Genomic DNA, 26460 nt, shown 5'->3' with positions numbered 1-26460 from the left:
CTTCCAGGTCACTTCTTCACGCGGACGGTCTTGGTGGAACGGGTCTCGAGCGTCATCTCGTCGGCCTCCGCGACCTTCGCCTTCAGTCGCACAGTACCGGTCGCGGCGTCGACCACGTCCACCACCTTCGCAAGCAGTTTCGCAGTATCGGCGTTCCCGGAGGCACTCGCGAGCTGAACGGCCCGGCCCAGTTTGGCCGTTGCTCCATCCATATCGCCCGACTTGCGAAGATCCAGCCCCTGCTGGATGACTTGTGCCAGTTCGGCCTGCCCGGTGTAGTGGGCGACCTGAGGGTTGATCGACGTCGAGGCGACCACGTCGTCCGTCCACACCGCCCGCACCAGGCCCTGCGCGCCGAGGTTCTGGGCGTTGCCGTCGGGCTGCGGAATGACCAGCGAGATCCGGGCCGCGAGCATCTCCTGCCCGATGTTCGCGGCCGGGACCTCCACGCAGACGTGGTAGTCGCGGGACTCGTCTCCCCAGGAACCGAGGGGGTAGTCGCCGGCGCGCGGGCCCGCCTCGGTGCGCCGGCCGGTCAGTTCCTCGACCGTCGGCGCGACCTGCTTGACGAACCTCACGGTCGTGCCGACGGGGGTCCACAGCCGCAGGGAGACGTCCGCGACCTCCTTGCCCATCGCCGTTTCCATCATCTGTGTGAAGTCGGCGGCGAGCGCGGCCGGATCGGCGACGATGTCGGCGGTGCCGAGCAGGGCGGAGGCGATCGCTGTGACTTCTTTCACTTCCCAGTCCGTGCCCACACCGCGCGCGTCACAGGTGAACCGCCCGGCGCACGCGTCGAGCGCGGCCTTCAGATCCTCGGGCGACTCGTGCTCGTTGCGGCCGTCGGTGAGCAGGATGCCGTGCCGGATGGCGACGTCCGCTGAGGACAGCAGGCGGTCGGCCAGTCTCAGCCAGGTGCCGATGGCGGTGCCGCCGCCGGCGCTGAGCGAGCGCAGCGCCTGCTTGGCCTGCTCGCGCGTGGTGGCGTCGGCGACCGCGACGCGCCCGCCGCCCGGGTAGACCTCCTTGGCCACGTGGGTCCCGCCGATCACCGCGAAGTGCACACCGTCGCGCAGGGTGTCGATCGCGGCGGCCGTCGCGTCGCGGGCGTTGCGCATCTTGGTCGGCGGGTAGTCCATCGACCCGGAGCAGTCGACCATGATCGCCACGGCCGCGGACGGGCCCTGGCCGGGCGAGTAGAGGTGGGGCGCCGCGACCGCGCTGCCGATCGTGCCGCCGCCGGTCGCCGACACCGTGACGATGGCGTTGACCTCACCGGCGCCCTCCGGCAGGTACTCGTTCTGGTACACGTCCACCGAGAACTGGGGCACGTTCGACTTCGAGAAATTGGCCATGCTGCTTCGATCCCCCTTCAAAGCCCCCGCCGCGGCGGGGTGATGACGGTAGGCGGACCGGTCCCCTCCGGTCCGCCGAGGCGTGCGTCCCCGTACCTGGCCTCAGGCCGATCCTGCCCCCTGGGGCACGGCGGGGAACGGCACGAGCGCCACTGTTACGTTGTCGTGGCCCCCGCCGTCCAGGGCGTGGCCGAGGAGCACCCGGGCGCTGTGCAACGGGTGCACGGCGGCGTCGAGCGGGACGACCCGGGCCATGTCGTCGGCGGCCTCCGCGTAGTTCCACAGACCGTCCGTGCAGACCACCACCACGCCGGGCCGGTCCGGTTTGAACGCGGCGGTGTGCGGTTCCAGCTCGTAGGCGTCCGCGCCGAGCCAGCCGGTGATCGCGTGGGCGCGCTCGTCGGCGTAGGCCTCGGCCTCGTTCATCAGGCCCGCGGCGACCATCTGCGCGGCCCACGAGTCGTCCTCGGTGAGCCGGGCCGGGGGAGCGCTGCGGTCGACCGGGACCCAGTAGGCGCGGCTGTCGCCGACCCAGCCGACGATCAGCAGGCCCGACGTCACCACGGCGCCGACGATGGTGCAGGCGGGGGCGTTCTGGTGAGGGGCCTGCTCAAGGGCCGTGGCGGGCTCCGCGGCGAGCGAGTTGACGGCGCGCGAGGCGGCGAGGATCGCGTCGTGCATCGCCTGCTGCGGGTGCGCGCCGCGCGGCAGGGCCGCCAGCAGCGTCTCGCCCGCCGCCTTGGAGGCCGCCGCGGAGGCGTCGTCGGGGCGGGTCGCCGAGGAGACACCGTCGCAGACGATCGCGACGCAGGCGGGGGAGCCGTCGGGCAGCGCGGTGGTGCCGATGGCGAACGCGTCCTCGTTGCGGTGGTGGCGCAGGCCGCGGTCACTGACCGCGGCCACCGGGCCGGACTCCTGCTCCATGTGGTCCCGTTCGCGCGGCTGGGCGTGGCCGCAGTTCTCGCAGTAGCCGTCGTCGTCCACGCGGCCGGCCCGGCAGGCGACGCAGACCTTGCCGCCGGTGCCCGCGGCCTGGGCCGCAGACTCGGCGGACACCCGTGGGTCCGGTGCCTGGAGGAGGTACTCGTCGGGCTGTGTCTGGTAGATCTCCGGCGACGCGGCGGGCCCGTCGGGCTGCGGCGGCCGGTCGAACCGCACGCCCGCGGCCGGGGCCGGCGGGGCGCTCGGGGGCGGGGGCGCCTGAGGCGGCAGTGCGGAGCCGCCCGAATCGGCGCCCGGCAGGTGCGCCGGCTGTGGGGCACCCGTGCCGTCCGGCCCGGGGACGGGCCAGGCCGCGCCGGCGGACGGCGCCGACGGGGGCTCGGGGTACGCACCGGCCGGAGCGCCCTGGGCGGGCACCGAGCCGTTCATGGTGATGGTCGGGTTGTCCTGAGGCCGTGCCGGCACGGCGGACAGGTCGTATCCGCACGCGCCGCAGAAACGGTCACCCGACTCGAGGGGTTCCTCGCAGCTCGGGCAGGCGGACAACCGGGGCATCTGCGACATCAACTACACCCACGTCCGGGGGCGGTAACGATTGGCACGTTCCACCAGGTCGATTCTCTCCTCGCCGCCCCGCGCCAGCCGGGCCAGCGTGCGGTACGAGCGTTCCAGACCGAAACGCAGGCCCCGCTCGTCCAGGCCGCTGCCGAGCAGCGTCCGTCCCCCGGCGGCGGGAGGGGCGGAACCCTGGTCCCCGGAGAGTACCCAGTCCAGCGCGCAACCGAGGACTTCGGCCGACAACCGCTCCCGGCGCGCCGGATCCAGACCGTACGCCTCCAGCGCCTCCACCTGCGCCGCGGCGGCCGTCAGATCCTCCGGGAACGACGCGTCGGACGCGGTCGCCGCACGCTGCCGCAGCCGCGCCCGGACGGCCGCCACCCGCGCGGCCGTGTAGTGGATGGAGGACTCCGGCACCGACTCCAGCGTACGCACGGCACCCCGCCGGTCCCCGGTCGCCAACTGCACGCGGGCCAGGCCGAACGCGGCGCTCACATAGCTCGGATCGGTCGACCACACCAGCCGGTAGTACTCGGCGGCGTTGTCGAGCTGCTCCAGCACCTCCGCGCACAGGCCCAGCGCCAGCTTGGGCGCGATCTCCCCCGGGAAGGCGTCGTAGATCGCGTCGAAGGCGAGCGCGGCGCCCTCGTCGTCGCCCGTCACCAGCGCGGCCACACCCCGGTACCAGACCACCCGCCAGTCGTCGGGCCGTTCACCCTCCAGCGCGACCAGCGCCTGGAGCGCGGTGGCCGGCTCGCCGGTCTCCAGCCAGGCCCGGACCTGCCTCAGGCGGGTCTCGATCGACGGGACCGGGGCCGCCGCCAGGGCGCCGAGCAGTTCGGCGGGTGCCGAGGTCATCAGGCCCGCCAGGAAACCGGCGTTGGGGTCCCCCGGGTCGACCCGGGCGACGGGCAGGGCGAAGGCGGCGGCGGGGGTGTCGACGGGCTTGACGAGGCCGTGCGGGCCCCCGGGCCGCTGCGGGTGGGGCAGGACGGCAGGGGCGGCGGACGCCCGGGTCCGCACCGCCCGGGCCCCGAGGCGGGACACCTCTGCGTCCAGCCTCGGGAACAACTCCGTGTCCGGCACCCGCAGTTCCGGTCCGAAGAGCGTGGACAGGGCCGGGCGGGCACGACCCGTCTGGAGGGAGACGACCTCCCGCAGGACGCCCGTCAGCTGCTCGGTCATCTCCTGCGCGGAGGCGAAGCGGCGGGCCGGGTCGGGATCCGTGGCACGGACCAGGAGCCGGTAGAACGACTCGTACTGCCGGAACACCTCGATGTGGTCCGGATCGGGCAGGGAGTCGGCGTAGACGTTGGTGTAGCCCTGGAAGTCGAACGTCATGACGGCGAGGGTGCGGGCGACCGTGTACAGGTCGCTCGCCACCGACGGGCCCGCCTCGGCGACCTCCGGGGCCTGGTAGCCGACCGTGCCGTAGATGGCCGACTCCTCGTCGTCCATCCTGCGCACCGCGCCCATGTCGATCAGCTTGAGCTGGTCCTCGGTCTGGATCGCGTTGTCGACCTTGAAGTCGCAGTACAGCAGGTTCCGGCTGTGCAGGTGCCCGAGCGCCTCCAGCGCCTCGATGCCGTACGCGCACGCCTGCTCCACCGGCAGCGGGTCCCGTCTGCCCTGCGCGGTGCGGCGGGCGTTGGCGATCTCCTTGAGGGACTTGCCGCCGACGTACTCCATGACGATGTAGCCGTCGAGCGAGCCCGTGCGCTGGTCCAGGTGCTCCACGAAGTTGTAGATCCGCACGATGTTGGCGTGCTCGATCTCCGCGAGGAAACGACGCTCGGAGATCGCCGCCGCCATGGCGTCCTGGTCTCCCGTGTCCAGCAGGCCCTTGAGGACCACCCAGCGGTCCGAGACCGCCCGGTCGACGGCGAGGTAGATCCAGCCCAGGCCGCCGTGCGCCAGACAGCCGACCACCTCGTACTGGCCGTGCACCACGTCCCCGGCCTTCAGCTTCGGCACGAACGAGTACGGATGGCCGCACTTGGTGCAGAAGCCCTCCGTACGGCCCGGCCGGTCGCCGCGCGCCCGGCCCACCGGCGCTCCGCAGTCGGACCGTGAGCAGAACCGCTTCCGCTCGGGCACCTCGGGGTTGTCCAGGACCATCTCGCGCGGGTCGGGCCGCGGGATCGGCGGCACCTGCACCAGCCCGGCGCCCAGCCGCCCCCGGGACGCGGAACCGGCGGTCGAGCCGGAACTGCGCACCGACATCGAGCGGCCCGTCGACGTACCCGACAGGGACCGCGAGAGGCGTCCCGACACCGAACGGCGGGACCTCGACGACTGGGAGGAGGTCCGCGAACTGCGGCTGCCGGAGCGGGAACCACCGGTGCCGGCGGACCCGCGGGAGCCGCCCCTGCCGCCGGCCGTGATGCCGGTGGGAGGCGAACCGACCATGCCGTTCCCGGAAGGGGGTCCCCCCGCCGCGACGACCGGGGCGAGACCGCAGGTGTCGCAGTACAGTTCCCCACCGCCCACGTCCTCGTAGCTGCCGCCGCAGGCGGGGCGCTGGCAGGCGCGTCCGGACGCGCCGGGCGGCTCCTGCGGTGGCTGACTCATGGACTCCCCCTCGTCACTCATGCGCCCGGCCCCCTCCGGTCGTCCTCGGGCACACCCTGCCCCGGCACCCGCGGGCCGCCGCCCAGCAGCTCGGCGGCCGCGTGCTGGTAGCGCAGCACCGCCTGCTCGGCGGCGCGCAGGTCGCAGGGGGCGCTCCACAGCATGCGGCGCGCCTTCTCGTACCGCTCCACCAGCAGGGTGTCCTCCGCGAAACCGTGCCGGGCGACCTTCGCCTTGTACGCGTCGAGCCGGCCGCGCAGCTCGGCGCGGACCGCCAGTGGGGCGGTGACGGCCGTCAACGACTCGCGGGCGCGCAGCAGTTCGTCCTCCGCCTTCTGCTCCAGCGACTCCAGCAGCGGGGACAGCCGGTGCCACTGCGCCTGCCTGCGGTACTCCGCGGCCGCCGCCAGCTGCTCCTGCAGCACGGTCGGCGGGCCGCTGACGACCGGCACCTCCGTCGCCGCGATCTTCGCCAGGACCTCGCCGCGTGCCGTGCGCGCCTCGGCGAGCGTGCGGTCCGCGCGGCTGAGGATGTCCCGCAGCCGCACGATCCGCTTCTCGGCGTCCTGGCGCACGGTGAGTACGGCGTCGATCTCGCGGCGTACGTCCTCCAGGGCCCGTGCCTCACGGTCGTACACCGTCAGGTCCGGCCTGCCGCCGCCCGGCGCCGAACTGCCCTCCGCGGCCAGCCAGAAGGCCAGCGGGTCCGAGACCACCTGCTCGCGCAGCTTCGTCAGTATCCGCGTGATGCGCTCCAGGTCGTCACCGGCCGGGTGCTCGCCGGGGCGCACGCCGACCGAGTGCGCGAGCCGGCGGGTGCGCTGGAGTTCCGCCGCGAGCAGATCGATCCGGGCGGGCAGCGCCGACCAGACCGCGTCCGCGGCGACGACCATGTCCAGGCTCGTCGCGTACAGCTCGTTCATCCGGTCGACGAGGGCGGAGAGCGAGTAGCGCTCGCTGAGCCTGTTCGGACCACCGTGCAGGGTCGGGGCGTTGGCCGTCGCCGTGGCGCTGCCCGCGACGGTGACCGAGTCGCCGTTCAGCAGCTCCGTCAACTCCACCAGGTCCTCGCGGCTGGACCAGCGGCGGCGGGCCCGGATGTCGCGGGCGGTGCGCAGCGCGTCGGTGTACGCGTCGAAGTACGTCCACAGCAGCGTGATCGACGCCTCCGTGGACGTCCAGCGCTCCTGGGTGACGCCGGTGAGCCGGGCGCCCTCCAGGAGTCTGCGGCCCGCGTGGTCCTGCAAGGCCAGGAGCGAGGTCTCGATCGCCTCGTGCTCCGCGCCGAGCCGGGCCAGCGCACGGTCCACCTCGTCCCGGTCCATCACCGGCCCGGTGGATCCCGTGACGCCCATCGATCACCTCTCGCTGCGGTTGTGTGTCGCGTGTCGTCTGTCGTCGTCTGGTGCGGGTGCTCTCGGGTGCTCTCGGGTGCTTGCGTGTGCTCGCGGGTTCGGCGGGGGGTCAGGTGGTGCGGAGGTACTGCGGTGCCGGTGGTTGCGACTTCTTCGCATCCTTGCCCAGGGTTGCCGACAGCCATTGGTCGTACGACGCCTGCCAGCCGTTCGCGGTGTCCTTGCGGTAGTCCACCAGGATTTGGTTGACCCGGCGTACCAGATCGTCCGCGTCCTTCTTCATCGCCACGCCGTAATACTCGGCAGTGAAGGCGTCGCCCTTGAGCTGGACCGTCGGATCCTGTGCCGCCTGGCTCGCCGCGAGGGCGCCGTCGGTGACCACCGCGTCGACCTCGCCCAGCTGGAGCCGCACCAGGCAGTCGAGTTGGTTCGGCACGGTGGTGGAGATGTCGGTGCTGGCCGGGAGGTCGCCTGCCTTCTGGTCCGCCTGGAGTTTCGCGTACGCCGTCGAGCCGGCGGCCGTGCAGACGCGGCGGTCCGCGAGTGTGCCGTCGTAGCCCTTGACGGGCGAGGACTTCGGGGCCAGGACCTGCTGGCCCGTCTTGAAGTAGGGCGCGGAGAAGGCCACGTCGGCGATGCGGGCGCAGTTGATCGTCATCGTGCGGACGACCATGTCCACCCGGCCGTCCTTGATGGCCGGGATGCGCTGGTCGGTGGGGATCGCCTTGAACTGCACGGCGTTCGGGTCGCCGAGGATGTCCTCGGCGATGCGGTGCACCAGGTCGATGTCGAAGCCCTCGAGCTCCGCGGTCTTGCCGCTGTTGGGGTTGCGGTAGCCCCAGCGGTAGCTGTTCTGGTCGACGCCGACGATCAGTTTGCGCTTCTCGCCCTCGCGGTTCTTGATCGCCCGGATGGTGTCGCCGTCGGCGGAGGAGGGGGAGAGCGTCTGCTGCTCGGGGGCCTCGCAGTCCTCTTCCGCCGCCGTGCCGACGGTGCGCGTGGCCGCGGTGGTGTGCTGGGTGGCCGCGGGTGCCGTGGTGAGCGGCAGGCAGAGGGCCACCAGCGCCACCAGGGCGCAGAGGACTGCCATCGCGGTCACTCCGCCCCAGCCCCTGAGTGCGTCTCGCACGGTCGTTCCTCCCATCGCCCCTGGCCCGTTCACCGGTACTCCGACAGCCTGCGGCCGATGCCCAGGACCGCGCCCGCGGCGCCCAGCACCGCGAGCACGGCCGCGCCGGCCGGCAGGCCCGTCAGCGCACCGCGGCCGTCGTCCGCCGCGCGCTTGAACTCCGTCTCCTCGTGGGCGATCGCCGTGCGCAGGTTCTCGTCGACGCTGTCGAAACACTCGCCCGTCGCGCCCTTGGTGCCGATGACCCTGTCCAGCGCCTGCTGGTAGTTGCCGTTCTCGTCCTGCTCGCGGGCCGCGGCGTGGCGCTTCTTCCACTCCGTCATATTGCCCACGGCGGCGGTGACGGGGCGTTCGCCCGAGGCGTCGTCGGCGAGTTTCTCCGCCGCCGCCAGGTGTGCGGCGAGGGCCTTGATGTCCGAGCCGAAGTCGTAGTCGTAGGCGTCGTAGGTCGTTTCGCCGACCTTCTTCGTCTCCGCGCCGCGCGCCACCAGGGTCAGGTTCTCGTTGCCCCGGGCCTTGAGGGAGGCGATGCGCGCGTCGTGCAGGACGTTCAGGGAACGGACGCCGTGGTCGTAGGAGTCGTTGAAGCCCGCGCGGGCGACGGTGTGGCCCACGACCAGCCAGAGGAGGACGACCGTGGCCGTGGCCGTGGCGGCCACCAGGCCGTGGTTCAGGACCCTGTTCGTCCGCCGGTAGTTGCGGTGCTGGGCCCAGGCGAGGGCGGCCAGGGCGGCGACGCCGAGGGCGATGGCCGCCCAGGGGTACGGGGTGGCGCCCGCGTAGTCCGCGCGCAGGCGCTGGTTCTCCTTCTTGTACAGGTCCTCCGCCGCCGGGAGCATCTGCTGCTGCATCTTCTCGTTGGCGTACCGAAGGTAGGCGCCGCCGACGGGGAAGCCCTGGCGGTTGTAGGTACGGGCCCGCTCCACCAGGCCCTTGTACTCCGGGAGGAGCCGGTTGAGTTCGGCGATCGTCGCCGTGGACGGGGAGTGCGGGTCGGCGTTGGCGGCGGCGTTGACGAGCTTCTCGGCGGCCGTGCGGATGTCCCGCTCGTAGCGTTCGCGGGTGGTGGCCGACTCCTGGCCGCCGGCGAGGAAGCCGCTGGAGGCGGCGGTGTTGGCGTCCGCGAGGGAGCGGTAGATGTCGGCGGCGTCCGAGCTGAGGGGCTGGCTGCGGGTGAGGACGTCGTCGGCGGCGGCCGCGCGGCCGGTCATCTGCCAGGCGGCGACCGCGCCGAAGGCGATGACGAGGAGGGCCAGGAGGGCGCCGATGACGCGGAGGCGGCCGGGTTCGGTGGTGGCGGCGGAGCGGAGCCGGTCGAGGCCCTCGGCGAAGGCGGTGCGGCGGGGGCCCGCCGGGAGTTCGGGCGGTGCGGGGGCGCTGCCGGGGTGCCGGGCCGGGGGTGCCGTCTGCGCCGGTACCGCCGGCAGGATGGGCAGGCCCGGGCCCGGTGGCGGCGGGTTGCTCTTCGGCGTGTACGTCACTGTGACCTCCCCCGTGGTCATCCGTCGCCGCAAGTATCGCTGCCGGGGCCGACATCCGCACCGGCCTTGTCTGGATCTTGATCGGATCGCAGCGTGGACACCCCCCCCGGGCACCGCCCCTTGCCCAGGAACACGTATGGGGAGGTGGATCGGTTCCCGGTGGGGCGGGTGCGCGTCGTCTGTGGGTGACGCCGGGGGGGGTGTGCTTTGCCTGTGGCGCTGGGTGGGGGTGTGCGTCTTCGCCTTGCGCCGGGTGGGGGGGGCGGGGCCGCGCCGGGGGGTGTCCGTCCTCGGAACGGCGCGATGGACGCTCATACCGACTGACTTGACGCGCCAGCCGCTGCGGGCGGACACCCCCCGACACGGCCCTTTCTCGCAGTACGCGGGTGCGGGCGCGTCGCGGTCGGCCTAGGCGTCGTAATGCCTGCGCAGACTCTCCTGCGCCGCCCTTCTCGCTCCGACGTGGTCCAGGCCCAGCAGCGCCGCGCCCAGGACCGGGCTGGCCGTGACCACCCGCGGGACGGCATTCGGTGCGCGTTCGGCCAGCATGTGCTCGATGTGGTCGTTGAGTTGGGTGTGACGGGCCGCCAGGATGCCGCCGCCCAGGAGGACCGGGGTCTGCTCGGACAGCAGGTCCAGGCGGGTCAGGGCGACCACTGCCATGGCGACCACCTCCTCGGCCTGGCGCTCCACGATCGTCCGGGCGATGGCGTCACCGCCGGCGGCCGTGGCGAAGAGGACCGGGGCCAGCTCGTGGCGCCGGAGCGTCGGGATGTGCGCCAGGTGCAGCGCCTCGACGAGGGCGTACACGGAGGGCAGGCCGAAGTGGGCGGGGAGGGTGTGGGACAGGGCGGTGGGGGCGCCGCGGCCGTCCTCCGCCCGGGAGGCGTGCCAGAGGGCTTCCTCGGACAGGTCCCAGCCGCCGCCCCAGTCGCCCGAGACCCTGCCGAGTGCCGGGAAGCGGGCCGTGCGGCCGTCGGGGCGCATGCCCACGCAGTTGATGCCCGCGCCGCAGACGACCGCCACACCCCGGGGTTCGGTGACACCGGCCCGCAGGATCGCGAAGGTGTCGTTGCGGACCGTCACGGTCGTGCCCCACGCGCGTGCCCGCAGCGCCGCCGCCAACCGCTCTTCCTCGATGGGGAAGTCGGCGTTCGCCAGGCATGCCGAGACATGGGTGACCGAGGTGAGACCCGCGGTGCCGAGGGTCTGCGCCACCGTTTCGGCGAGGGCGTCCATCGCCGCGTCCACGCCCACGGCCGGCGGACGGAAGCCGCCTCCGCGTGCCGTGGCGAGGACGTCCCCGTCCGCCGTCACGATCGCGACGTCCGTCTTGCTGTTGCCCGCGTCGATGGCGAGGACACGTGTCGTCAGGCCCACGCGAGGTGCTCCCGGTTGTGTGCGATCAGCCGGTCGGTGAGCGTCTCGGCGTACGCGTACTGGCCGACGAGGGGGTGTGAGAGGAGGGCGCGGAAGACGCGGTCCCTGCCGCCGTGCAGGGCGGCCTGCAGGGCCAGCTCCTCGTAGGCCGTGACGTCGGCCATCAGGCCCGCGTAGAGCGGGTCCACGGGCCGCACGGGCAGGGGGGACGCGCCCTTGACCCCCACGGCCGCCTGGACCTCGATCACCGCGTCGTCGGGGAGGAACGGCAGCGTGCCCCGGTTGTAGGTGTTCACCACCTGGTAGGGCGAGCCGCCGCCGCCCAGCAGGGCCGCGGCCAGGTCCACCGCCGCCTCCGAGTAGAAGGCACCGCCCCGCCCGGCGAGCAGCTCCGGCTTCTCGTCCAGGGCCGGGTCGGCGTACAGCGCGAGCAACCGGCGTTCCATCTCGGCCACTTCGGCCGCCCGGGACGGTTTCGTGCGCAATTCTGCTACGACCTCGTCGTGCGCGTAGTAGTAGCGCAGGTAGTAGGAGGGGACCACGCCCAGGGTGTCCAGCAGGGGGCGGGGCAGGCGGAGGTCGGATGCGATCGTGTCGCCGTGTTGGCCCAGCAGTTCCGGCAGGACGTCCTCGCCCTCCGGGCCGCCGAGGCGTACCGCCGTCTCCCAGGTGAGGTGGTTGAGGCCCACGTGGTCCAGGTGGAGTTCGGACGGCTCCAGGGAGAGCAGGGCCGCGAACTTGCGCTGCAGGCCGATCGCCACGTTGCACAGGCCCACCGCCTTGTGGCCCGCCTGGAGCAGGGCGCGGGTCACGATGCCGACCGGATTCGTGAAGTCGATGATCCACGCCCGCGGGTTGGCGCGGCGTACGCGCTCCGCGATGTCCAGGACGACGGGGACCGTGCGCAGGGCCTTGGCGAGACCACCGGCGCCGGTGGTCTCCTGACCCACGCAGCCGCATTCCAGGGGCCAGGTCTCGTCCTGCTCGCGGGCCGCCTGGCCGCCCACGCGGAGTTGGAGGAGGACCGCGTCCGCGCCGTCCACCGCCTCGTCGAGATCGGTCGTGGTGGTGATGCGGCCCGCGTGGTCCTGCCGGGTGAAGATGCGGCGGGCCAGGCCGCCCACCAGGTCGAGACGGTTCTGGGCGGGGTCCATCAGGACCAGGTCCTCGACGGGCAGGGTGTCCCTCAGGCGGGCGAGGCCGTCCACGAGTTCGGGCGTATAGGTCGAGCCTCCGCCGACCACGGTGAGTTTCATCGCAGAGCTCCCTGAGACGTGGGGGAAGGAAGAAGGGAATACCGGGGGAGGGGCGGGTCAGCGGGAGGTGTCGAAGACCTCGTCGCGTGTGGTGGCGAGCGCGCTCTCCAGGGCGCCGCGCAGCACGGGGTGTTCACGGACGTCGCCCACGACCAGACGCGGGCGGGACGCGGCCAGCTCTTCGAGTTCGGCCTGGACGAGGGCGCGCAGCGGCTCGCCGCCCGAGGTGAGGGACGCGCCGCTCAGCACGACGAGTTCGGGGTCGAGGACCGAGACCAGCGAGGCCAGACCGGTGGCCAGCCGGGTCGCGTAGGCCTGGAGGAGGTGCCGGTGGGCGTCGTCGCCGGCCTGGGCCGCCCTGGCCACCAGTTCGGCGGCGGCCTCGGCGTACGGGCCCGGCGGGACGTTCGCGATGCCGAGCTCGCGGGCCAGGCGCGGGACGGCCTGGGAACCGGCCAGTTCCTGGTACCCGCCGCTGTTGGCCTCGGTGACCCGGCGGACCAGGGGGGTGCCCGGCACCGGCAGGAAGCCGACCTCGCCGGCGCCGCCGGTCCAGCCGCGGTGCAGTCGGCCGCCGAGGACCAGGGCGGCGCCCAGGCCCTCCTGGTTCCACAGCAGCACGAAGTCCGCGTGGCCGCGGGCCGCGCCGAGGCGCTGCTCGGCGAGCGCGACCAGGTTGACGTCGTTCTCGTACTCGAACGGCATCGGCAGGGTGGCGGCGAGCTCGTCCAGCAGGGTGGGTGAGTGCCAGCCGGGGAGGTGGGAGGCGTAGCGCAGCCGGCCGGTGGTGGGGTCGAAGGCGCCGGGCGTGCCGATGACCAGGCGGCGGACGTCGTCCCGGACGAGACCCGCCGCCTTCACCGCGCCGTCCAGGGCGTCGGTGACCTGCTGGACGACCGGGGTGCCGGTGCGCCTGCCGGGGGCGGGCGACTCGTGGCGGCCTATCGTGCGGCCGGTGATGTCGGCGACCGCGGCGAGGATCCGCTGAGGGGTGACGTCGAGTCCGGCGGCGTAACCGGCCGCCGGGTTGACCTCGTAGAGCTGGGCGCTCGGTCCCGGGCGGCCTTCGGTGGTGCCGGTGGCCAGGACGAGCCCAGCCGCCTCCAGACGGGCCAGGAGCTGGGAGGCGGTCGGCTTGGACAGGCCGGTGAGCTTGCCGATCCGGGTGCGGGACAGCGGTCCGTGCTCCAGCAGCAGATCCAGGGCGGCCCGGTCGTTCATGGCGCGCAGGACGCGCGGAGTGCCCGGCGTGCCGGCGGTTCCTGCCATGCGGGTCCGCACCTGCCCTTCGGCTGTTCGGCTTCTCGTGATCAGGCGGGGAACTCGACCCGGCGGCCGGCGCCCCGCCGTCCCTCATTATTAGGAAAGTTTCCTGTTGATAAGAGGAAAGTAGGTCTGCGCCGGGCAGGCGTCAAGAGGGACCGCTCGTCGCCTTACGGACACAGGGCGCACGCGTATCGGACATGCGGCCGGACACGCGTCGGACATGCGGAGAGGGCGGCACCCGGCTGTGCCGGATGCCGCCCTCTCCCGCGGGCCGTGACGGACGGCTACTTCGTGGTGCTCGTCGGGGCGGGCGGGGTGAGCGGGGAGGCCGCGGCCGACTGCGGGGACGCCGCGTTCGCGTACACCGACGGGGCGGCCATCCCCGCCGTCGGGTCCGCGGGCTGCTCCTCGAGCGTGGCCGTGGCGCCGCCGACGATCCGGATGCCCGCCGCGTCGAACGCCCGCTTGATGCGCCAGCGCAGTTCGCGCTCCACGGTGAGGGACTTGCCGGGCATGGTCTTGGCCGTGACGCGCACGACCATGGAATCCAGCAGGACGCTGTCCAGGCCGAGGATCTCGATCGGGCCCCACAGCATCTCGTTCCAGGGCTCCTCGGCGCCCATCTTCTCGGCGACCTCGTCCAGGGTGGCCTTGACCTTGTCCAGGTCCTCGCCGGAGTGGACGGTGACGTCGACGTTGGCCGTGGCCCAGCCCTGGGAGAGGTTCCCGATCCGCTTGACCTCGCCGTTGCGGACGTACCAGATCTCGCCGCCGTCACCGCGCAGCTTGGTCACGCGCAGGCCCACCTCGATCACCTCGCCGGAGGCGACGCCCGCGTCGATCGTGTCTCCGACGCCGTACTGGTCCTCCAGGATCATGAAGACACCGGAGAGGAAGTCGGTGACCAGGTTGCGGGCGCCGAAACCGATCGCCACACCGGCGACACCGGCGGACGCCAGCAGCGGGGCGAGGTTGATCTGGAAGGTGCCCAGGATCATCAGCGCGGCGGTGCCGATGATCAGGAACGACGCCACCGAGCGCAGCACCGAGCCGATGGCCTGCGAGCGCTGCCGACGGCGCTCGACGTTGACGAGCAGCCCGCCGATCGCACTGCTCTCCCCGGTCTGGTGGTTCCGGTTCATGCGGTCGATCAGCTTGGTGATCGACCGCCGTACGACGACCCTCAGGATCACCGCTATCGCCACGATGAGCAGGACCCTGAGCCCGATCGCGAGCCACGTCGACCAGTTCTGCTCGACCCAGCCGGCGGCGTTCGTCGCGCTCTCCTGGGCGTCCTGGAGCGAAGGCACTCTCGGGGACTGGGTCTCCGAGGGGGTCGGCGACGGTGACGGGTCGGCGGCCAACAGGACGGAGTCCGCGAGGGACAGGGACACGGCAGGTACCTCCAGGTGCAGCGGTCTGCCCCGGCGCGGTGGTTCTGGGGGGTCAAGGTCACGGCTGGGTCACCGAAGGGGCAGAACCACCACACTAACGGGGCATTGTGTGTGCTTCCGCGGGATGTGTGAAGGAGAGACCGTGCTCACCCTGGCTTGAACAGACCATGATCCTGGGGATGAATGGGATGTGGTCGAAAACACTCCCAGCCCGTTACGGGGACATGGTGGCGCTTCCACCAGGCATGAGGGGAGACTGACTACGAATCGTCCCGGCGCGAGCCACGCGCCGCCGGCGTCCAAGGAGGCATCCGTGCCGCATGTCCTGGTACTCAACGCGTCGTACGAGCCCCTGGGCGTCGTACCGCTCCGCCGCGCGCTCGTCCTCGTCCTCGAGAACAAGGCCGTATGCCTTGAGGAGTCCGGCGCCTACCTGCACAGCGCGACCGTCACAGTCCCCGCACCCAGCGTGGTCCGGCTCAAGCGATTCGTCCGGGTTCCCTATCGGGGGCCCGTTCCACTGACCCGCCGGGCGCTGTTCGCCCGCGACGGGGGCCGGTGCATGTACTGCGGTGGCGTCGCAACCAGCGTCGACCACGTCATCCCGCGCAGCCGCGGGGGCAAGCACGTCTGGGACAACGTGGTGGCGTCCTGCCGCCGCTGCAACCACGTGAAGGCCGACCGCCACCTCTTCGAGATCGGCTGGCGGCTGCGCCACAAACCCGCCCCGCCGTCCGGCCTGGCCTGGCGCATCATCGGGACCGGCCACAGGGATCCGCGCTGGCTGCCGTACTTGCAGCCGTACGGCGCGGAGGACGCCATGGCCCGGATCGACGGCATTTCCGCCTGACGACGATCCGGGCCTTCGTATTGCCGCGTGCGGCCTGCCGACCGGCCCGGGGAACCCCCGTTCCCCCGGGCCGGCCCGTCATGGGGGGAAGCGCCTACGCGTACCGCAGTTCCCCCGGGCGCACCGATCGGCGCAGCAGGGGCAGTGCGGTGGCCGCGGCCAGCAGGCAGGCGGCGTAGACGGCGACGGGGACCAAGGTGATCGCCCAGGGGACCGGCTCGTTGCCGAGCAGGGCGTACCGCGCGCCGACGGCCGTCCCGCCGAGGCCGGCGAGCAGCACCGCCGCCAGGAACAGCAGCCCCGGCCCCCGTCCGGTGCGGGGCCCGGCCCTGCGCACCCACCCGAGCGGAGAGGCCACCACCCGGCGCAGCGCCCAGCAGCGGTACGGCGACGGCGACCAGGGAGATCCCAGCCCAGGTCAGGGCGGTAGGCCGGTCCCACAGGCGCAGCAGGAGCACCGAGAAGACGATGCCGACCGCCGAGCCCAGCAGACAGGTTGGTCCGGCCTCCAGCGCGGCGATCCGCCGCACCTGCCAGGGCGTCGCCCCGGCCGGCCGCCGGTCGCGGTGCACCGCCCCGATCCGGGCGCACTGCCCGAGAAACCCGAGCACCGGCACGAGCAGTAGCAACGCCGAAGGCCGTCGCTCTTCTTCTCCGCCCAGTCCGCTTCGCCGGGTCCTCGAGGGACTCAGTCCGTGACGGCGTACGCCTCCACCGACCACAGCGAATAGCCGTACGGAGTCGCCCGTTTGTCGCCCTGCACGCGTACGAAGCGCACGTCCCGCTCGTCCATGCGGACGTTCTCCCGGCCGCCCACGCCGTCCCGGACGGTGGCCGCGTCCCGCCAGCGGCGGCCGTCGGGGGAGACCTGGACGCGGTACGCCGAGGGGTGGGCGTCCTGCCAGTGCAGCGCGACCCGGCCGAGCCGAACCGGGCGGGCCAGCTCGACCTGCCACCAGGCGCCGTCGTCGACGGGGGAGGACCAGCGGGTGTCCGGGTCGCCGTCGTTGGCCGCCGACGCGGGGAAGTCGGGCGTCTCGTCGCCCGAGGACCGGGCGGTGCCGGTGCGGGCCAGGTCGGGGCCGCCGGTGGGCGGGACGGCGCGGACGGTGAGCGTGCGGTCCGCTCCCGCGAACCCCAGCCGGATGTCGTACGAGCGCATCGGGGTGCCGCGCTCCACGGTCACCTCGACGGGAACCCCCACCGTGGTGCCGCGCCGCACGGTCAGCTCCGTCCTCGGCACCCGCACCCGGACGCCCTCGGGTGCCTCGGCGGTGAGCCTGCCGCGGGCGTCGGCGGGGCGCAGCGAGCTCAGCCGGGCCGTCAGCCGCTCCGTACGGCCGGTCTCGACGTCCGCGCGGTCGCGGGGCAGGCCCAGGGAGGTGGCGGGGGCGTCGGTGAACCAGGGGATGAGGTGGTGCACGCCGGAAGGGGTGGGGCCGGTGACCCGCAGGGCATCGGCCCGTGCCGAGAGCCGCACCTCGGTCGCCCCGGACCGGTCCAGCCGGCCCGCCTCGCGCCAGCCCTGCCCCGGCACGTGCATCTCGACGCCGCCCTCGGTGCCCGGCTCGGTCAGGGCCGTCACGGCGGTCAGGGCCCGGGGCCGCGGGAAGCGCAGGGTGCGGCCGTCGCCGGGGTTGCGGGGCGGTTCGTGCTGGATGCCGGACCAGGCCGCGTAGGACTTCTGCGCCCGTCGCAGGAAGGGGTCCAGCACCTCCGTGCCCACCTCGACCGGCGCCGACTCCAGCCGGGCCCGCAGGACGCCGAGCCTGCGGTACGCCGTCCAGGCCGCCGCCGGGTCCCCGGCGCGCTGCGCCTCCAGCATGCCGAGCGCGGCCGTGCCCGCCTCGCCGTAGGTGGCCAGTTGCTCCGACCAGGGGGCGACCTCGGAGCCCAGGCCGGTTCCGGACAGCCGCCGGGGCAGCTCGCGCAGCACGGTGAAGGCCTCGCGCAGCCGCCGCGCGGCGTCGTCGGCGCCCGTGCCGCCGGCCGTGCGGGACCTCCAGTACGCCTCGGCCAGCGGGCGCAGATACGCCGACTCCTCCTCGCCGAGCACCGACGACGCGTCGTTTCCGGCGAGCGCCGCCACGGCCCGCTCGCGGCGCCGGTCCCCGCCCGCGAGGTCGGTGATCGCGGCGCGCCAGGACTCCCCGGGACGGTAGGCGCGCGGGTTCCAGGCGTAGTCGGCGGCGGTGAACAGCGGAATGCGGGACGCCTCCGGCTGCTGCATGGCGTTGGCGAGCAGGGCGGCCGAGCCGGTCGCCACGGCCGGCTCCCGGCCCCGGTACGGGCCGAGGAAGAGACGGCCCGGGTCGTAGTCGTTGACCGGGTAGTTGTCCATCGTGACCAGCGGATGCCGGAACGCCTCGCGCGCGCCGGCCAGTTCGCCGCCCGTGATGGTGCGGGGCACCACCCCGACCCCCGTCCACGCCACCTCGACGCCCGCGGTGAGGCCGCTCGCCAGTGCCCGCCGGTAGTCGGTCGTGCCCTCCTCGTAGTACTCGGTCGGCATGATGGACAGGGCGGCCGCGCCCGGGTGCCGCGCCGCCAGGTGCCGGGCCACCGCGTTCGCCACCCGGGCCTGCGCCCGCGCCGCCGCCTCGGGGCCGGAGCCGAACCGGTCGGAGTCCGCCCCGCAGTGCCACTCGCTGTAGCTGACGTCCTGGAACTGGAGCTGGAACGCCCGGAAGCCCAGCTCCCACATCGCGTCCAGCTTGCGCGTCAGCGCCCGCACATCGGCATCGGAGGCGAAGCACATCGCCTGGCCCGGGGCCACCGCCCAGCCGAGCGAGACGTGGTTGCGCCGGGCCCGCTCGGCCAGTTCCCGGAACCGGGCCCGCTGCCCGGCCGGGTAGGGCTCACGCCAGCGGGCCTGCCGGTAGAGGTCGTCACCGGGGGCATACAGGTAGCGGTTCTGCTTGGTGCGCCCCATGAAGTCGAGCTGCGCCAGCCGCTGCCGGTGCGTCCACGGGGTGCCGTAGAAACCCTCGGTGATACCGCGGACGGCGGTGCCGGGCCAGTCACGCACCACGACCGCCGCGATCGTGCGGTCGGGCCGGACGAGCTGCCGCAGCGTCTGCACGGCGTGGAACAGACCGTCCTCGCCGGTGCCGGTGAGGGAGACGCCGTCCCGGCCCACGGACAGTTCGTATCCCCCGGAGGGCGGGGCATGGCGGTCGCCCCGGCGGACGGGTTCGGTCCACGCCCGGACGACCAGCGCCCCCGGTCCGGCCGTGTCCGTGATCCGGCGGGCTCCCGCCTTCCGCAGCAGCGTGCGCAGGGCCTCCACGGAGTGGGGATCAGTCCGGGCGCCGGTGATCAGGGCGACGTCGTGCGGCACGGCGACCGGGGCGCCGTTCGCGCGCAGCGACTGCGGGCGCGGCCAGACGGAGAGGTCCGGTCCGGCGGTGTCGGGGGTCGCCGTCACGGTCGCGCCCGGGGCCGGCGGAGCCGCCGTCGCGGCGGGCGGGGCGACAAGGCTCCCGGTGACGACGGCGACCGCGAGGACGGCGATTCGCGTTCCACGCCGCAGTCCCACAGGCCCCTCCAGATGTGTTCGACCGGGAGAACGAGCCCATCACCGTCCGGAGAAGGTGTCAACGAGAGTGGCCGTTGTGGCGCGAATGCCGGAATCTGGAGGGGGTGGAGGGGAGCGGAATGTGAGCCGAAGCACGATGTTCGCTCTGGGGCGTCTGCCTGCGCGCCGACTGGGTAGGGCTGCGATGACCCGTCGAAAGCCTTACATGCCAAGGAGGCCCCCGTGGCTGCGATGACTTTCCTTCCGCTCCCGGCCCCGTCCAAACCCGTGGCGGACCCGTCCGCCGACCTCGACGACCCCCACTACGCCGATCCCCGCTACTGCGTCTTCAGCTCCGAGAGCACCCACACCGAACTGCCGCTGACCAGCGAGCCCCCGCTGCCCGACGCCGAGCCCCTCACCAGTGAGCCGCCGCTCGCCGAAGCCGCCCCCCTGACCAGCGAGCCCCCGGCCTTCGTCCCGGACTACTCGAGGATGTAGATGACCGCACCCCGGCCGGCCGACCCGCCCTCCGAGGATCTGTCCCGCCTCGCCGTCCTGCACGGCGTGGCCACGTCCTACAGTCCGTCCTCGGACCGCGTGGTCGCGGCCTCGGCCACGGCTCTCACCCTGACCCTGGCCGCCCTCGGCGTGGACGCGAGCACGCCCGGCGCCGTGAGCGCCGCGCTCGCGGCCCGCGAGCGGGACGCGGGTGAACGGCTGCTGCCGCCGACCGTGGTCGGCTGGAGCGGCAGCCCCCCGGCCGCCCTGGCCGCGCTGCCCGAGGGAACCCGGCTGCGGATCGACACCGAGCAGGGCGAGACCCGCGCCTCGGCCGACGGTCTCCCGCCCGGCGTCCACCGGCTGACCGCCACCACCCCCGACGGCCGCACCGCCGCCGCCCACCTGATCGTCGCCCCGCCCCGCCTGCCCAGCCCCGCCGGGCGCACCCACGGACTTCTCGTCCAGCTCTACTCCCTGCTGTCCCGCCGCTCCTGGGGCATGGGCGACCTCGGTGACCTCGCCGAGCTGGCCGGCTGGGCCGGGCGATCGCTCGGCGCCGGGTTCGTCCAGGTCAACCCGCTGCACGCGGCCGTTCCCGGCGCCCCCACCGACCCCTCCCCGTACCGCCCGTCCTCGCGCCGCTTCCCCGATCCCGTGCACCTGCGCGTCGAGGACATCCCCGAGGCGGCGTACGTCGAGGACCCCGAACGCCTGCGCAGCCTCCTGGAGCGAGCCGGACGGCTGCGCGAAGCGGTGCTGCACCAGGGCGCGTTGATCGACCGGGACGCCGTGTGGGAGCTCAAGCGGGAGGCGCTGGAACTGCTCGGCGAGGTCCCCCTCGGTCCCGGCCGGCGCGCCGCCTACTGCGACTTCCTCGCCGAGCAGGGCCAGGCCCTGGAGGACCACGCCACCTGGTGCGCGCTCGCCGAGGTGCACGGCTCCGACTGGCACCGCTGGCCGACCGGCCTGCGCGATCCGCGGTCGGCCGAGACCGTCCGGGCGCGCAACGGCCTCATGGACCGGGTCGACTTCTGGTCCCGGCTCGCCTGGCTCACCGACACCCAGCTGACCGCCGCGCAGCGCGCCGGGCGCGAGGCCGGGATGCCCGTCGGGATCGTGCACGACCTCGCGGTGGGTGTCCACCCCGGCGGGGCCGACGCCTGGGCGCAGCAGGAGTACTTCGCCGCCGGCATGTCGGTGGGCGCCCCACCGGACGCCTTCAACGCCCGCGGCCAGGACTGGGGCCTGCCGCCCTGGCGCCCCGACCGCCTGGCCGAGTCCGGTTACGCCCCCTTCCGCGAGCTGCTGCGTGCCCTGTTCCGCTACGCCGGGGCGCTGCGCATCGACCACGTCATGGGCCTGTTCCGCCTCTGGTGGGTCCCGCAGGGCCACCCGCCCACCGAGGGCACCTACGTCCGCTACGACGCCGAGGCCATGCTCGCCGTGCTGGTCCTGGAGGCCTCCCGGGCCGGGGCGCCGGTGATCGGCGAGGACCTCGGCACCGTCGAGCCCGGCGTGCGCGAGGCGCTGCGCGAACGCGGGGTGCTCGGCACGTCCGTGCTGTGGTTCGAGCGTGACTGGGAGGGCGACGGCCGTCCCCTGCCTCCCGACAGCTGGCGCGCCGACTGCCTGGCCACGGCCACCACCCACGACCTGCCCTCCACGGCGGCCCGCCTCACCGGCGAGCACGTCGAGCTCCGCGACAGCCTGGGCCTGCTGACCCGCCCGCTGGAGGAGGAGCGCGCCGAGGCCGCCGCCGACGCGGGGGAGTGGCTGACCCTGCTCTCCCGGCTCGGCCTGCTGCACGGCACGGGCGGCGGCAGCGACACCTCCTCGGAGGAGGCCGAGATCCAGGCCGTCCACCGCTTCCTGCTGCGCACCCCGGCCCGCATGGTCGGTGTCTGGCTTCCGGACGGCGTGGGCGACCGGCGCCCGCAGAACCTCCCCGGGACGTGGGACCAGTACCCGAACTGGCGTCTGCCCATCGCTGACGCGCAGGGGCGGCCGGTGACGCTGGAGGACCTGGCGGCCTCACCGCGGCTGCACGCGCTGATGGAGGTGCTCAGGGAGCGCGGATCATGAGACATGGGCGTCTTACGGCACCCCGGGCGCGCGTCCCCGGTCGGCGTTGGATACTTTGACACCGTGGACAAGAAGAACGCCCTGCGCGCCGGCGCCCTGGCAGCCGGTACGACGCTGATGATGCTGCTCATGTCGTCCCCCGCGAGCGCGCTCACCCGCGACGACGGTGACGACCCCGGCCCGGGCCTGAGCGTCATCGAGACGCTGGGCCTCTTCGTCGTGGCCCCCCTCGTGCTCTACCTGGTCATCCACGGTCTGGTGGTGATCGGCGACAAGTCGCACAAGAAGAAGGACCCGACCAGCTCCAACATCACCACGAAGGCCGACGCGACGAGCGAAGTCAAGGCCTGATCAGCGTTCCGCGCCGAGGGCGCCGCCGCGATGACCGCGGCGGCGCCCTCGGCGTGTCAGGGCCTGTCCGTCCCCGCCAGGAGGTCCCGCAGCAGATCGGCCAGTTGCCCGGCCCGCCGCGCGCCCAGGGCGGACAGCGCCTCCGTCTGGACCGACAGTCCCGCCCCGACCGCCTCGTCGACCAGTGCGAGGCCCTCGTCGGTGAGGGTGACGTGCAGCCCGCGCCGGTCGTGCGGGTCGGGGGAGCGGCGCAGCAGCCCCGCCCGCTCCAGTTTGTCCAGCCGCCCCGTCATGCCGCCGGTGGTGAGCATCAGCGTCGCGGAGAGCTGCCGGGGTGAGAGCGTGTAGGGCTCGCCGGAGCGGCGCAGGGTCGCCAGCACGTCGAACTCCCCGCGGGAGATCCCGAACGTCGCGTACACCTTCCCCACCCGCTCGCCGATCGCGTGCGAGAGGCGGTTGATCCGGCCGAAGACCTCCATCGCGGCGGTGTCCAGGTCGGGCCGGACGGTCGCCCACTGCCCGATGATCGCGTCGACGGGGTCCTTGCGCTGCTCGGGGCGTTCGCTCATGCCCCGAGTATCGGCCATGCCCCGCCTATCGGTCGCCAGTCGGTCACTCGCCAGGAAGTAGCTTGACTGAAAGTTGCTTAGCGCTAAGCTACTTTCTATCGACCTACTTGAAGGGTGCCCGTCATGGCCACCTCCCGCGCCGCTCTCATCACCCTCACCGCCCTCGCCCCCGTCTCCTGGGGCACGACCTACGCCGTCACCACCGAGTTCCTCCCGCCCGACCGCCCCCTGTTCACCGCCCTGGTGCGATCCCTGCCCGCCGGCCTGCTGCTGCTCGCCCTCGCCCGGGTGCTGCCGCGCGGTGCCTGGTGGTGGAAGGCGGCGGTGCTCGGCGCGCTGAACATCGGCGCCTTCTTCCCGCTGCTGTTCCTCTCCGCGTACCGGCTGCCCGGCGGTCTGGCGGCGGTCGTCGGCTCGGCCGGTCCGCTGTTCGTGGCCGGCCTCTCCGTGCTGCTGCTCGGGCAGCGGCCCTCGGCGCGCACGCTGCTGACCGGGGCCGTGGCCGCGTTCGGCGTCAGCCTCGTCGTCCTGCGGGCGGCCGGGGCGCTGGACGCGCTCGGTCTGCTGGCGGCCGTCGCCTCGACGGCCTCGATGTCGGCCGGCACCGTGCTCACCCAGCGGTGGGGGCGCCCCGAGGGCGTCGGCCCGCTGGCCCTCGCCGGCTGGCAGCTGACCGCGGGAGGCCTGCTCATCGCGCCGCTCGCCTTCCTGGTCGAGGGCGCCCCACCGGCGCTCGACGGCCCGGCGGTCGGCGGTTACCTCTACCTGGCCGTGGCGAACACGGCGGTCGCGTACTGGCTGTGGTTCCGGGGCATCGGCCGTATGACCGCCACCCAGGTCTCCTTCCTCGTGCCGCTCTCCCCGCTCACCGCGGCCGTCGTCGGCTGGGCGGCGCTCGGGCAGGCGCTGACGCCCGTGCAAGTGGTCGGCATGGGGCTGGCGTTCGGGGCGACGGTGGCCGGGCAGTTCGTCACCCGGCCGTCGTACACCATCGGCGTCAGTAGGGGGAAAGCCCGCACGGAGCCGGGGGACGTGCGGGGCGGAGCCCTGCGGCGATAGCAGCGGCCCCGCCCGTCCGAGGGGCGCGGAGGGCAGGCGAGGGGGCGCCCGGCCCACGCCGGACGCCCCTTCTGTCGGGCGCCTCTTCCGCGGACTCCCCTTCTGCCTGACACCCCTTCCGTCGGGTGTCGAGCCGCCGGGGCTACTCCCCGGCCGCCGCGTCCGCCCGCTGGGCCCGCAGGGCGCGCTCGACGCCCGCGCGGGACTCCGAGACCAGACGGCGCAGCGCCGCGTTCGGCTCGGCGGACGCCAGCCAGGCGTCCGTCTTGTCCAGGGTCTCCCGGGACACCTGGACCGCCGGGTAGAGGCCGACGGCGATCTGCTGGGCCATCTCGTGGGAGCGGGACTCCCAGATGTCCTTGACCACCTCGAAGTACCGGTCCGCGTACGGGGCGAGCACCTCGCGCTGGTCGGTCTGGACGAAGCCGCCGATGACCGCCTCCTGCACGGCGTTCGGCAGCTTGTCGGAGTCGATGACCGACGCCCACGCCTCCGCCTTGGCCTCCGGTGTCGGGCGGGCCGCCCGGGCCGTGGCCGCGTGGCGCTCACCGGCGGCCGTACGGTCCCGCTCGTACTCGCCCGCGATCTCCGCCTCGTCGAACCGGCCGACCGCCGCGAGGCGCTGCACGAACGCCCAGCGCAGCTCCGTGTCGACGACCAGGCCCTCGACGGTCTGCGAGCCGTCCAGCAGCGCGTCCAGCACATCCAGTTGCTCGGGCGTGCGGGCCGTCGCCGCGAAGGCGCGCGCCCACGCCAGCTGGTGGTCGCTGCCCGGTGCCGCCGCCCTGAGGTGGGCCAGCGTCGCGTCGGTCCAGCGAGCCAGCAGTGCCTCGCGGGCGGCCGGGTCGGCGTACAGGTCGATCGCCAGCTTCACCTGGCGGTGCAGCGACTGCACCACACCGATGTCCGACTCCTTGCCGATGCCGGACAGCACCAGCGACAGGTAGTCGCGGGCCGCGAGCTCGGCGTCCCGCGTCATGTCCCAGGCCGACGCCCAGCACAGGGCCCGCGGCAGGGAGGACTCGAAGTCGCCGAGGTGCTCCGTGACGAAGGCCAGGGACTGCTCGTCCAGGCGGACCTTCGCGTACGACAGGTCGTCGTCGTTGAGCAGGATCACGGCCGGGCGGCGCTTGCCGACGAGCTGCGGCACGGGCGTCGACTCGCCGTCCACGTCCAGCTCGACGCGCTCCGCGCGGACCAGCTTGCCGCTGCTCTCGTCCAGTTCGTACAGGCCGACGGCGATCCGGTGCGGGCGCAGCGTCGGCTCGCCCTTGGCTCCGGCGGGCAGCGCCGGGGCCTCCTGGCGGATGGCGAAGGAGGTGACGACCCCGTCGGCGTCCGTCTCGATCTCCGGGCGCAGGACGTTGATGCCGGCCGCCTGGAGCCACTTCTCCGACCAGGTCTTCAGGTCACGGCCGGAGGTCTCCTCCAGCGCGCCCAGCAGGTCCGACAGCCGGGTGTTGCCGTAGGCGTGGCGCTTGAAGTACGCCTGCACGCCCCGGAAGAACTCGTCCATGCCGACGTAGGCGACGAGCTGCTTCAGGACGCTGGCGCCCTTGGCGTACGTGATGCCGTCGAAGTTGACCAGGACGTCGTCCAGGTCCCGGATCTCGGCCATGATCGGGTGGGTGGACGGCAGCTGGTCCTGCCGGTACGCCCAGGTCTTCATGGAGTTGGCGAAGGTGGTCCACGCGTGCGGCCAGCGCGACCCGGGCGCGTGCGCCTGGCAGGCGATGGAGGTGTACGTGGCGAACGACTCGTTCAGCCACAGGTCGTTCCACCACTCCATGGTCACGAGGTCGCCGAACCACATGTGGGCCAGCTCGTGCAGGATGGTCTCGGCGCGCACCTCGTACGCCGCGTCCGTCACCTTCGACCGGAACACGTACTGGTCGCGGATGGTCACCGCGCCCGCGTTCTCCATCGCGCCCGCGTTGAACTCCGGTACGAACAGCTGGTCGTACTTCTCGAACGGGTACGCGTAGTCGAACTTCTCCTGGAACCACTCGAAGCCCTGCCGGGTCACCTCGAAGATGGCGTCCGAGTCGAGGTACTCGGCGAGGGAGGGTCGGCAGTAGATGCCGAGCGGGACGGACTGGCCGTCCTTCTCGTACACGCTGTGCACCGAGTGGTACGGGCCGACGATCAGCGCCGTGATGTACGTCGAGATGCGCGGGGTCGGCTCGAACGCCCAGACGTTGTCCTGGGGTTCGGGCGTCGGCGAGTTGGAGATGACGGTCCAGCCCTCGGGCGCCTTCACGGTGAACCGGAAAGTCGCCTTCAGGTCCGGCTGCTCGAAGCTGGCGAACACCCGGCGGGCGTCCGGGACCTCGAACTGGGTGTAGAGGTAGGCCTGGTCGTCGACCGGGTCCACGAACCGGTGCAGACCCTCACCGGTGTTGGTGTAGGCGCAGTCGGCGACGACCCGGAGGATGTTGCGCCCGTGGAGCAGCCCGGGCAGCGCGATCCGGGAGTCCGCGAAGACCTCGGCCGGGTCGAGGGAGTCCCCGTTCAGGGTCACCTCGTGCACCGCCGGCGCCACCAGGTCGATGAACGACTCCGCGCCGTTCTCGGCCGTCACGTCGAAGCGCACCGTGGTCACGGACCGGTAGGTGCCGCCCTCCTGCGCGCCGGAGAGATCGAGTTCGATCTCGTACGAGTCAACGGCGAGCAGCTGCGCCCGCTGCTGCGCCTCTTCGCGGGTCAGGTTTGTGCCAGGCACGCGGTCATCTCCTCGTTATGGGTGGGTTGCGCCATCTTTCCACGGCGACTCGACGTCAGGCGACGACCCGGGCGTCTCCTAGGGATACCCCTCGGGCGGCGGGGCCGGGCGAACGTGAC

Annotated in this window: 19 protein-coding genes; 5 read left to right on the top strand and 14 right to left on the bottom strand. The window is 73.2% G+C overall.

Going from position 1 to position 26460, the window contains the following annotated elements:
- Positions 1-8: 8 nt before the first annotated feature.
- From QNO09_RS18830 to QNO09_RS18785, 10 genes are all read right to left on the bottom strand, one after another.
- Positions 9-1355, bottom strand: coding sequence for a vWA domain-containing protein (locus QNO09_RS18830; protein WP_283971355.1), 1347 nt, complete (start codon positions 1353-1355; stop codon positions 9-11).
- A gap of 102 nt (positions 1356-1457) precedes the next feature.
- Complete coding sequence (locus tag QNO09_RS18825; protein WP_283971354.1) at positions 1458-2861, bottom strand: PP2C family protein-serine/threonine phosphatase; 1404 nt, start codon at positions 2859-2861, stop codon at positions 1458-1460.
- Between the two features lie 3 nt (positions 2862-2864).
- The gene (locus QNO09_RS18820; RefSeq protein ID WP_283971353.1) at positions 2865-5426 is read right to left on the bottom strand and encodes a serine/threonine-protein kinase; all 2562 of its coding nucleotides are present in this window, start codon (positions 5424-5426) and stop codon (positions 2865-2867) included.
- A 17-nt stretch (positions 5427-5443) separates the two neighbouring features.
- Positions 5444-6781 (bottom strand): coiled-coil domain-containing protein, encoded by a 1338-nt coding sequence (locus tag QNO09_RS18815; protein WP_283971352.1) that lies wholly within the window; start codon positions 6779-6781, stop codon positions 5444-5446.
- 109 nt (positions 6782-6890) lie between these two features.
- On the bottom strand, positions 6891-7925 hold the full coding sequence (locus tag QNO09_RS18810) for a glutamate ABC transporter substrate-binding protein (RefSeq protein ID WP_283971351.1): 1035 nt from the start codon (positions 7923-7925) through the stop codon (positions 6891-6893).
- A 14-nt stretch (positions 7926-7939) separates the two neighbouring features.
- Positions 7940-9412, bottom strand: a complete 1473-nt coding sequence (locus tag QNO09_RS18805) for a GlnX family signal transduction membrane protein (protein ID WP_502962316.1) — start codon at positions 9410-9412, stop codon at positions 7940-7942.
- Positions 9413-9799: 387 nt separating this feature from the next.
- Positions 9800-10771 (bottom strand): N-acetylglucosamine kinase, encoded by a 972-nt coding sequence (locus QNO09_RS18800; RefSeq protein ID WP_283971349.1) that lies wholly within the window; start codon positions 10769-10771, stop codon positions 9800-9802.
- Positions 10762-12027 (bottom strand): 6-phospho-beta-glucosidase, encoded by a 1266-nt coding sequence (locus QNO09_RS18795; protein WP_283971348.1) that lies wholly within the window; start codon positions 12025-12027, stop codon positions 10762-10764. Before QNO09_RS18795 ends, QNO09_RS18800 begins: the two co-directional genes overlap by 10 nt.
- A gap of 57 nt (positions 12028-12084) precedes the next feature.
- Complete coding sequence (locus QNO09_RS18790; RefSeq protein ID WP_283971347.1) at positions 12085-13296, bottom strand: ROK family transcriptional regulator; 1212 nt, start codon at positions 13294-13296, stop codon at positions 12085-12087.
- A 281-nt stretch (positions 13297-13577) separates the two neighbouring features.
- Positions 13578-14681 (bottom strand): mechanosensitive ion channel family protein, encoded by a 1104-nt coding sequence (locus tag QNO09_RS18785; protein WP_283971382.1) that lies wholly within the window; start codon positions 14679-14681, stop codon positions 13578-13580.
- Positions 14682-15000: 319 nt separating this feature from the next.
- Here QNO09_RS18785 and QNO09_RS18780 point away from each other — a divergent pair, with 319 nt between their 5' ends.
- Positions 15001-15537: an HNH endonuclease gene (locus QNO09_RS18780; protein ID WP_033314199.1), complete on the top strand. Its 537-nt coding sequence runs from the start codon at positions 15001-15003 to the stop codon at positions 15535-15537.
- A gap of 94 nt (positions 15538-15631) precedes the next feature.
- On the opposite strand, the gene QNO09_RS39980 is transcribed toward QNO09_RS18780, so the two are convergent.
- Together QNO09_RS39980 and QNO09_RS18770 are read right to left on the bottom strand one after the other, a co-directional pair.
- Positions 15632-15874, bottom strand: coding sequence for a hypothetical protein (locus tag QNO09_RS39980; RefSeq protein WP_502962315.1), 243 nt, complete (start codon positions 15872-15874; stop codon positions 15632-15634).
- A gap of 351 nt (positions 15875-16225) precedes the next feature.
- Positions 16226-19075, bottom strand: coding sequence for a glycoside hydrolase family 84 protein (locus QNO09_RS18770; RefSeq protein WP_283971346.1), 2850 nt, complete (start codon positions 19073-19075; stop codon positions 16226-16228).
- A gap of 222 nt (positions 19076-19297) precedes the next feature.
- Here QNO09_RS18770 and QNO09_RS18765 point away from each other — a divergent pair, with 222 nt between their 5' ends.
- From QNO09_RS18765 to QNO09_RS18755, 3 genes are all read left to right on the top strand, one after another.
- Positions 19298-19555 carry a hypothetical protein gene (locus QNO09_RS18765; RefSeq protein ID WP_283971345.1) on the top strand — a complete coding sequence of 86 codons (258 nt, stop codon included), beginning with the start codon at positions 19298-19300 and terminating at the stop codon, positions 19553-19555.
- Positions 19556-21640 (top strand): 4-alpha-glucanotransferase, encoded by a 2085-nt coding sequence (gene malQ, locus QNO09_RS18760; RefSeq protein ID WP_283971344.1) that lies wholly within the window; start codon positions 19556-19558, stop codon positions 21638-21640.
- A 63-nt stretch (positions 21641-21703) separates the two neighbouring features.
- Positions 21704-21991: a hypothetical protein gene (locus QNO09_RS18755; RefSeq protein WP_283971343.1), complete on the top strand. Its 288-nt coding sequence runs from the start codon at positions 21704-21706 to the stop codon at positions 21989-21991.
- 56 nt (positions 21992-22047) lie between these two features.
- Here QNO09_RS18755 and QNO09_RS18750 read toward each other — a convergent pair whose 3' ends face one another.
- Complete coding sequence (locus tag QNO09_RS18750) at positions 22048-22560, bottom strand: MarR family winged helix-turn-helix transcriptional regulator (protein ID WP_283971342.1); 513 nt, start codon at positions 22558-22560, stop codon at positions 22048-22050.
- Between the two features lie 123 nt (positions 22561-22683).
- On the opposite strand from QNO09_RS18750, the gene QNO09_RS18745 reads away from it, so the two are divergent.
- Positions 22684-23619 carry an EamA family transporter gene (locus QNO09_RS18745; protein WP_283971341.1) on the top strand — a complete coding sequence of 312 codons (936 nt, stop codon included), beginning with the start codon at positions 22684-22686 and terminating at the stop codon, positions 23617-23619.
- Between the two features lie 142 nt (positions 23620-23761).
- On the opposite strand, the gene pepN is transcribed toward QNO09_RS18745, so the two are convergent.
- Positions 23762-26341 (bottom strand): aminopeptidase N, encoded by a 2580-nt coding sequence (pepN, locus tag QNO09_RS18740; RefSeq protein WP_283971340.1) that lies wholly within the window; start codon positions 26339-26341, stop codon positions 23762-23764.
- Between the last annotated feature and the right edge of the window lie 119 nt (positions 26342-26460).

Origin of the sequence: Streptomyces sp. 378 (genome assembly GCF_030124145.1) — a bacterium.
In the GTDB taxonomy this organism is placed as follows: domain Bacteria; phylum Actinomycetota; class Actinomycetes; order Streptomycetales; family Streptomycetaceae; genus Streptomyces.
This window is presented reverse-complemented; position numbering and strand designations above follow the sequence as displayed.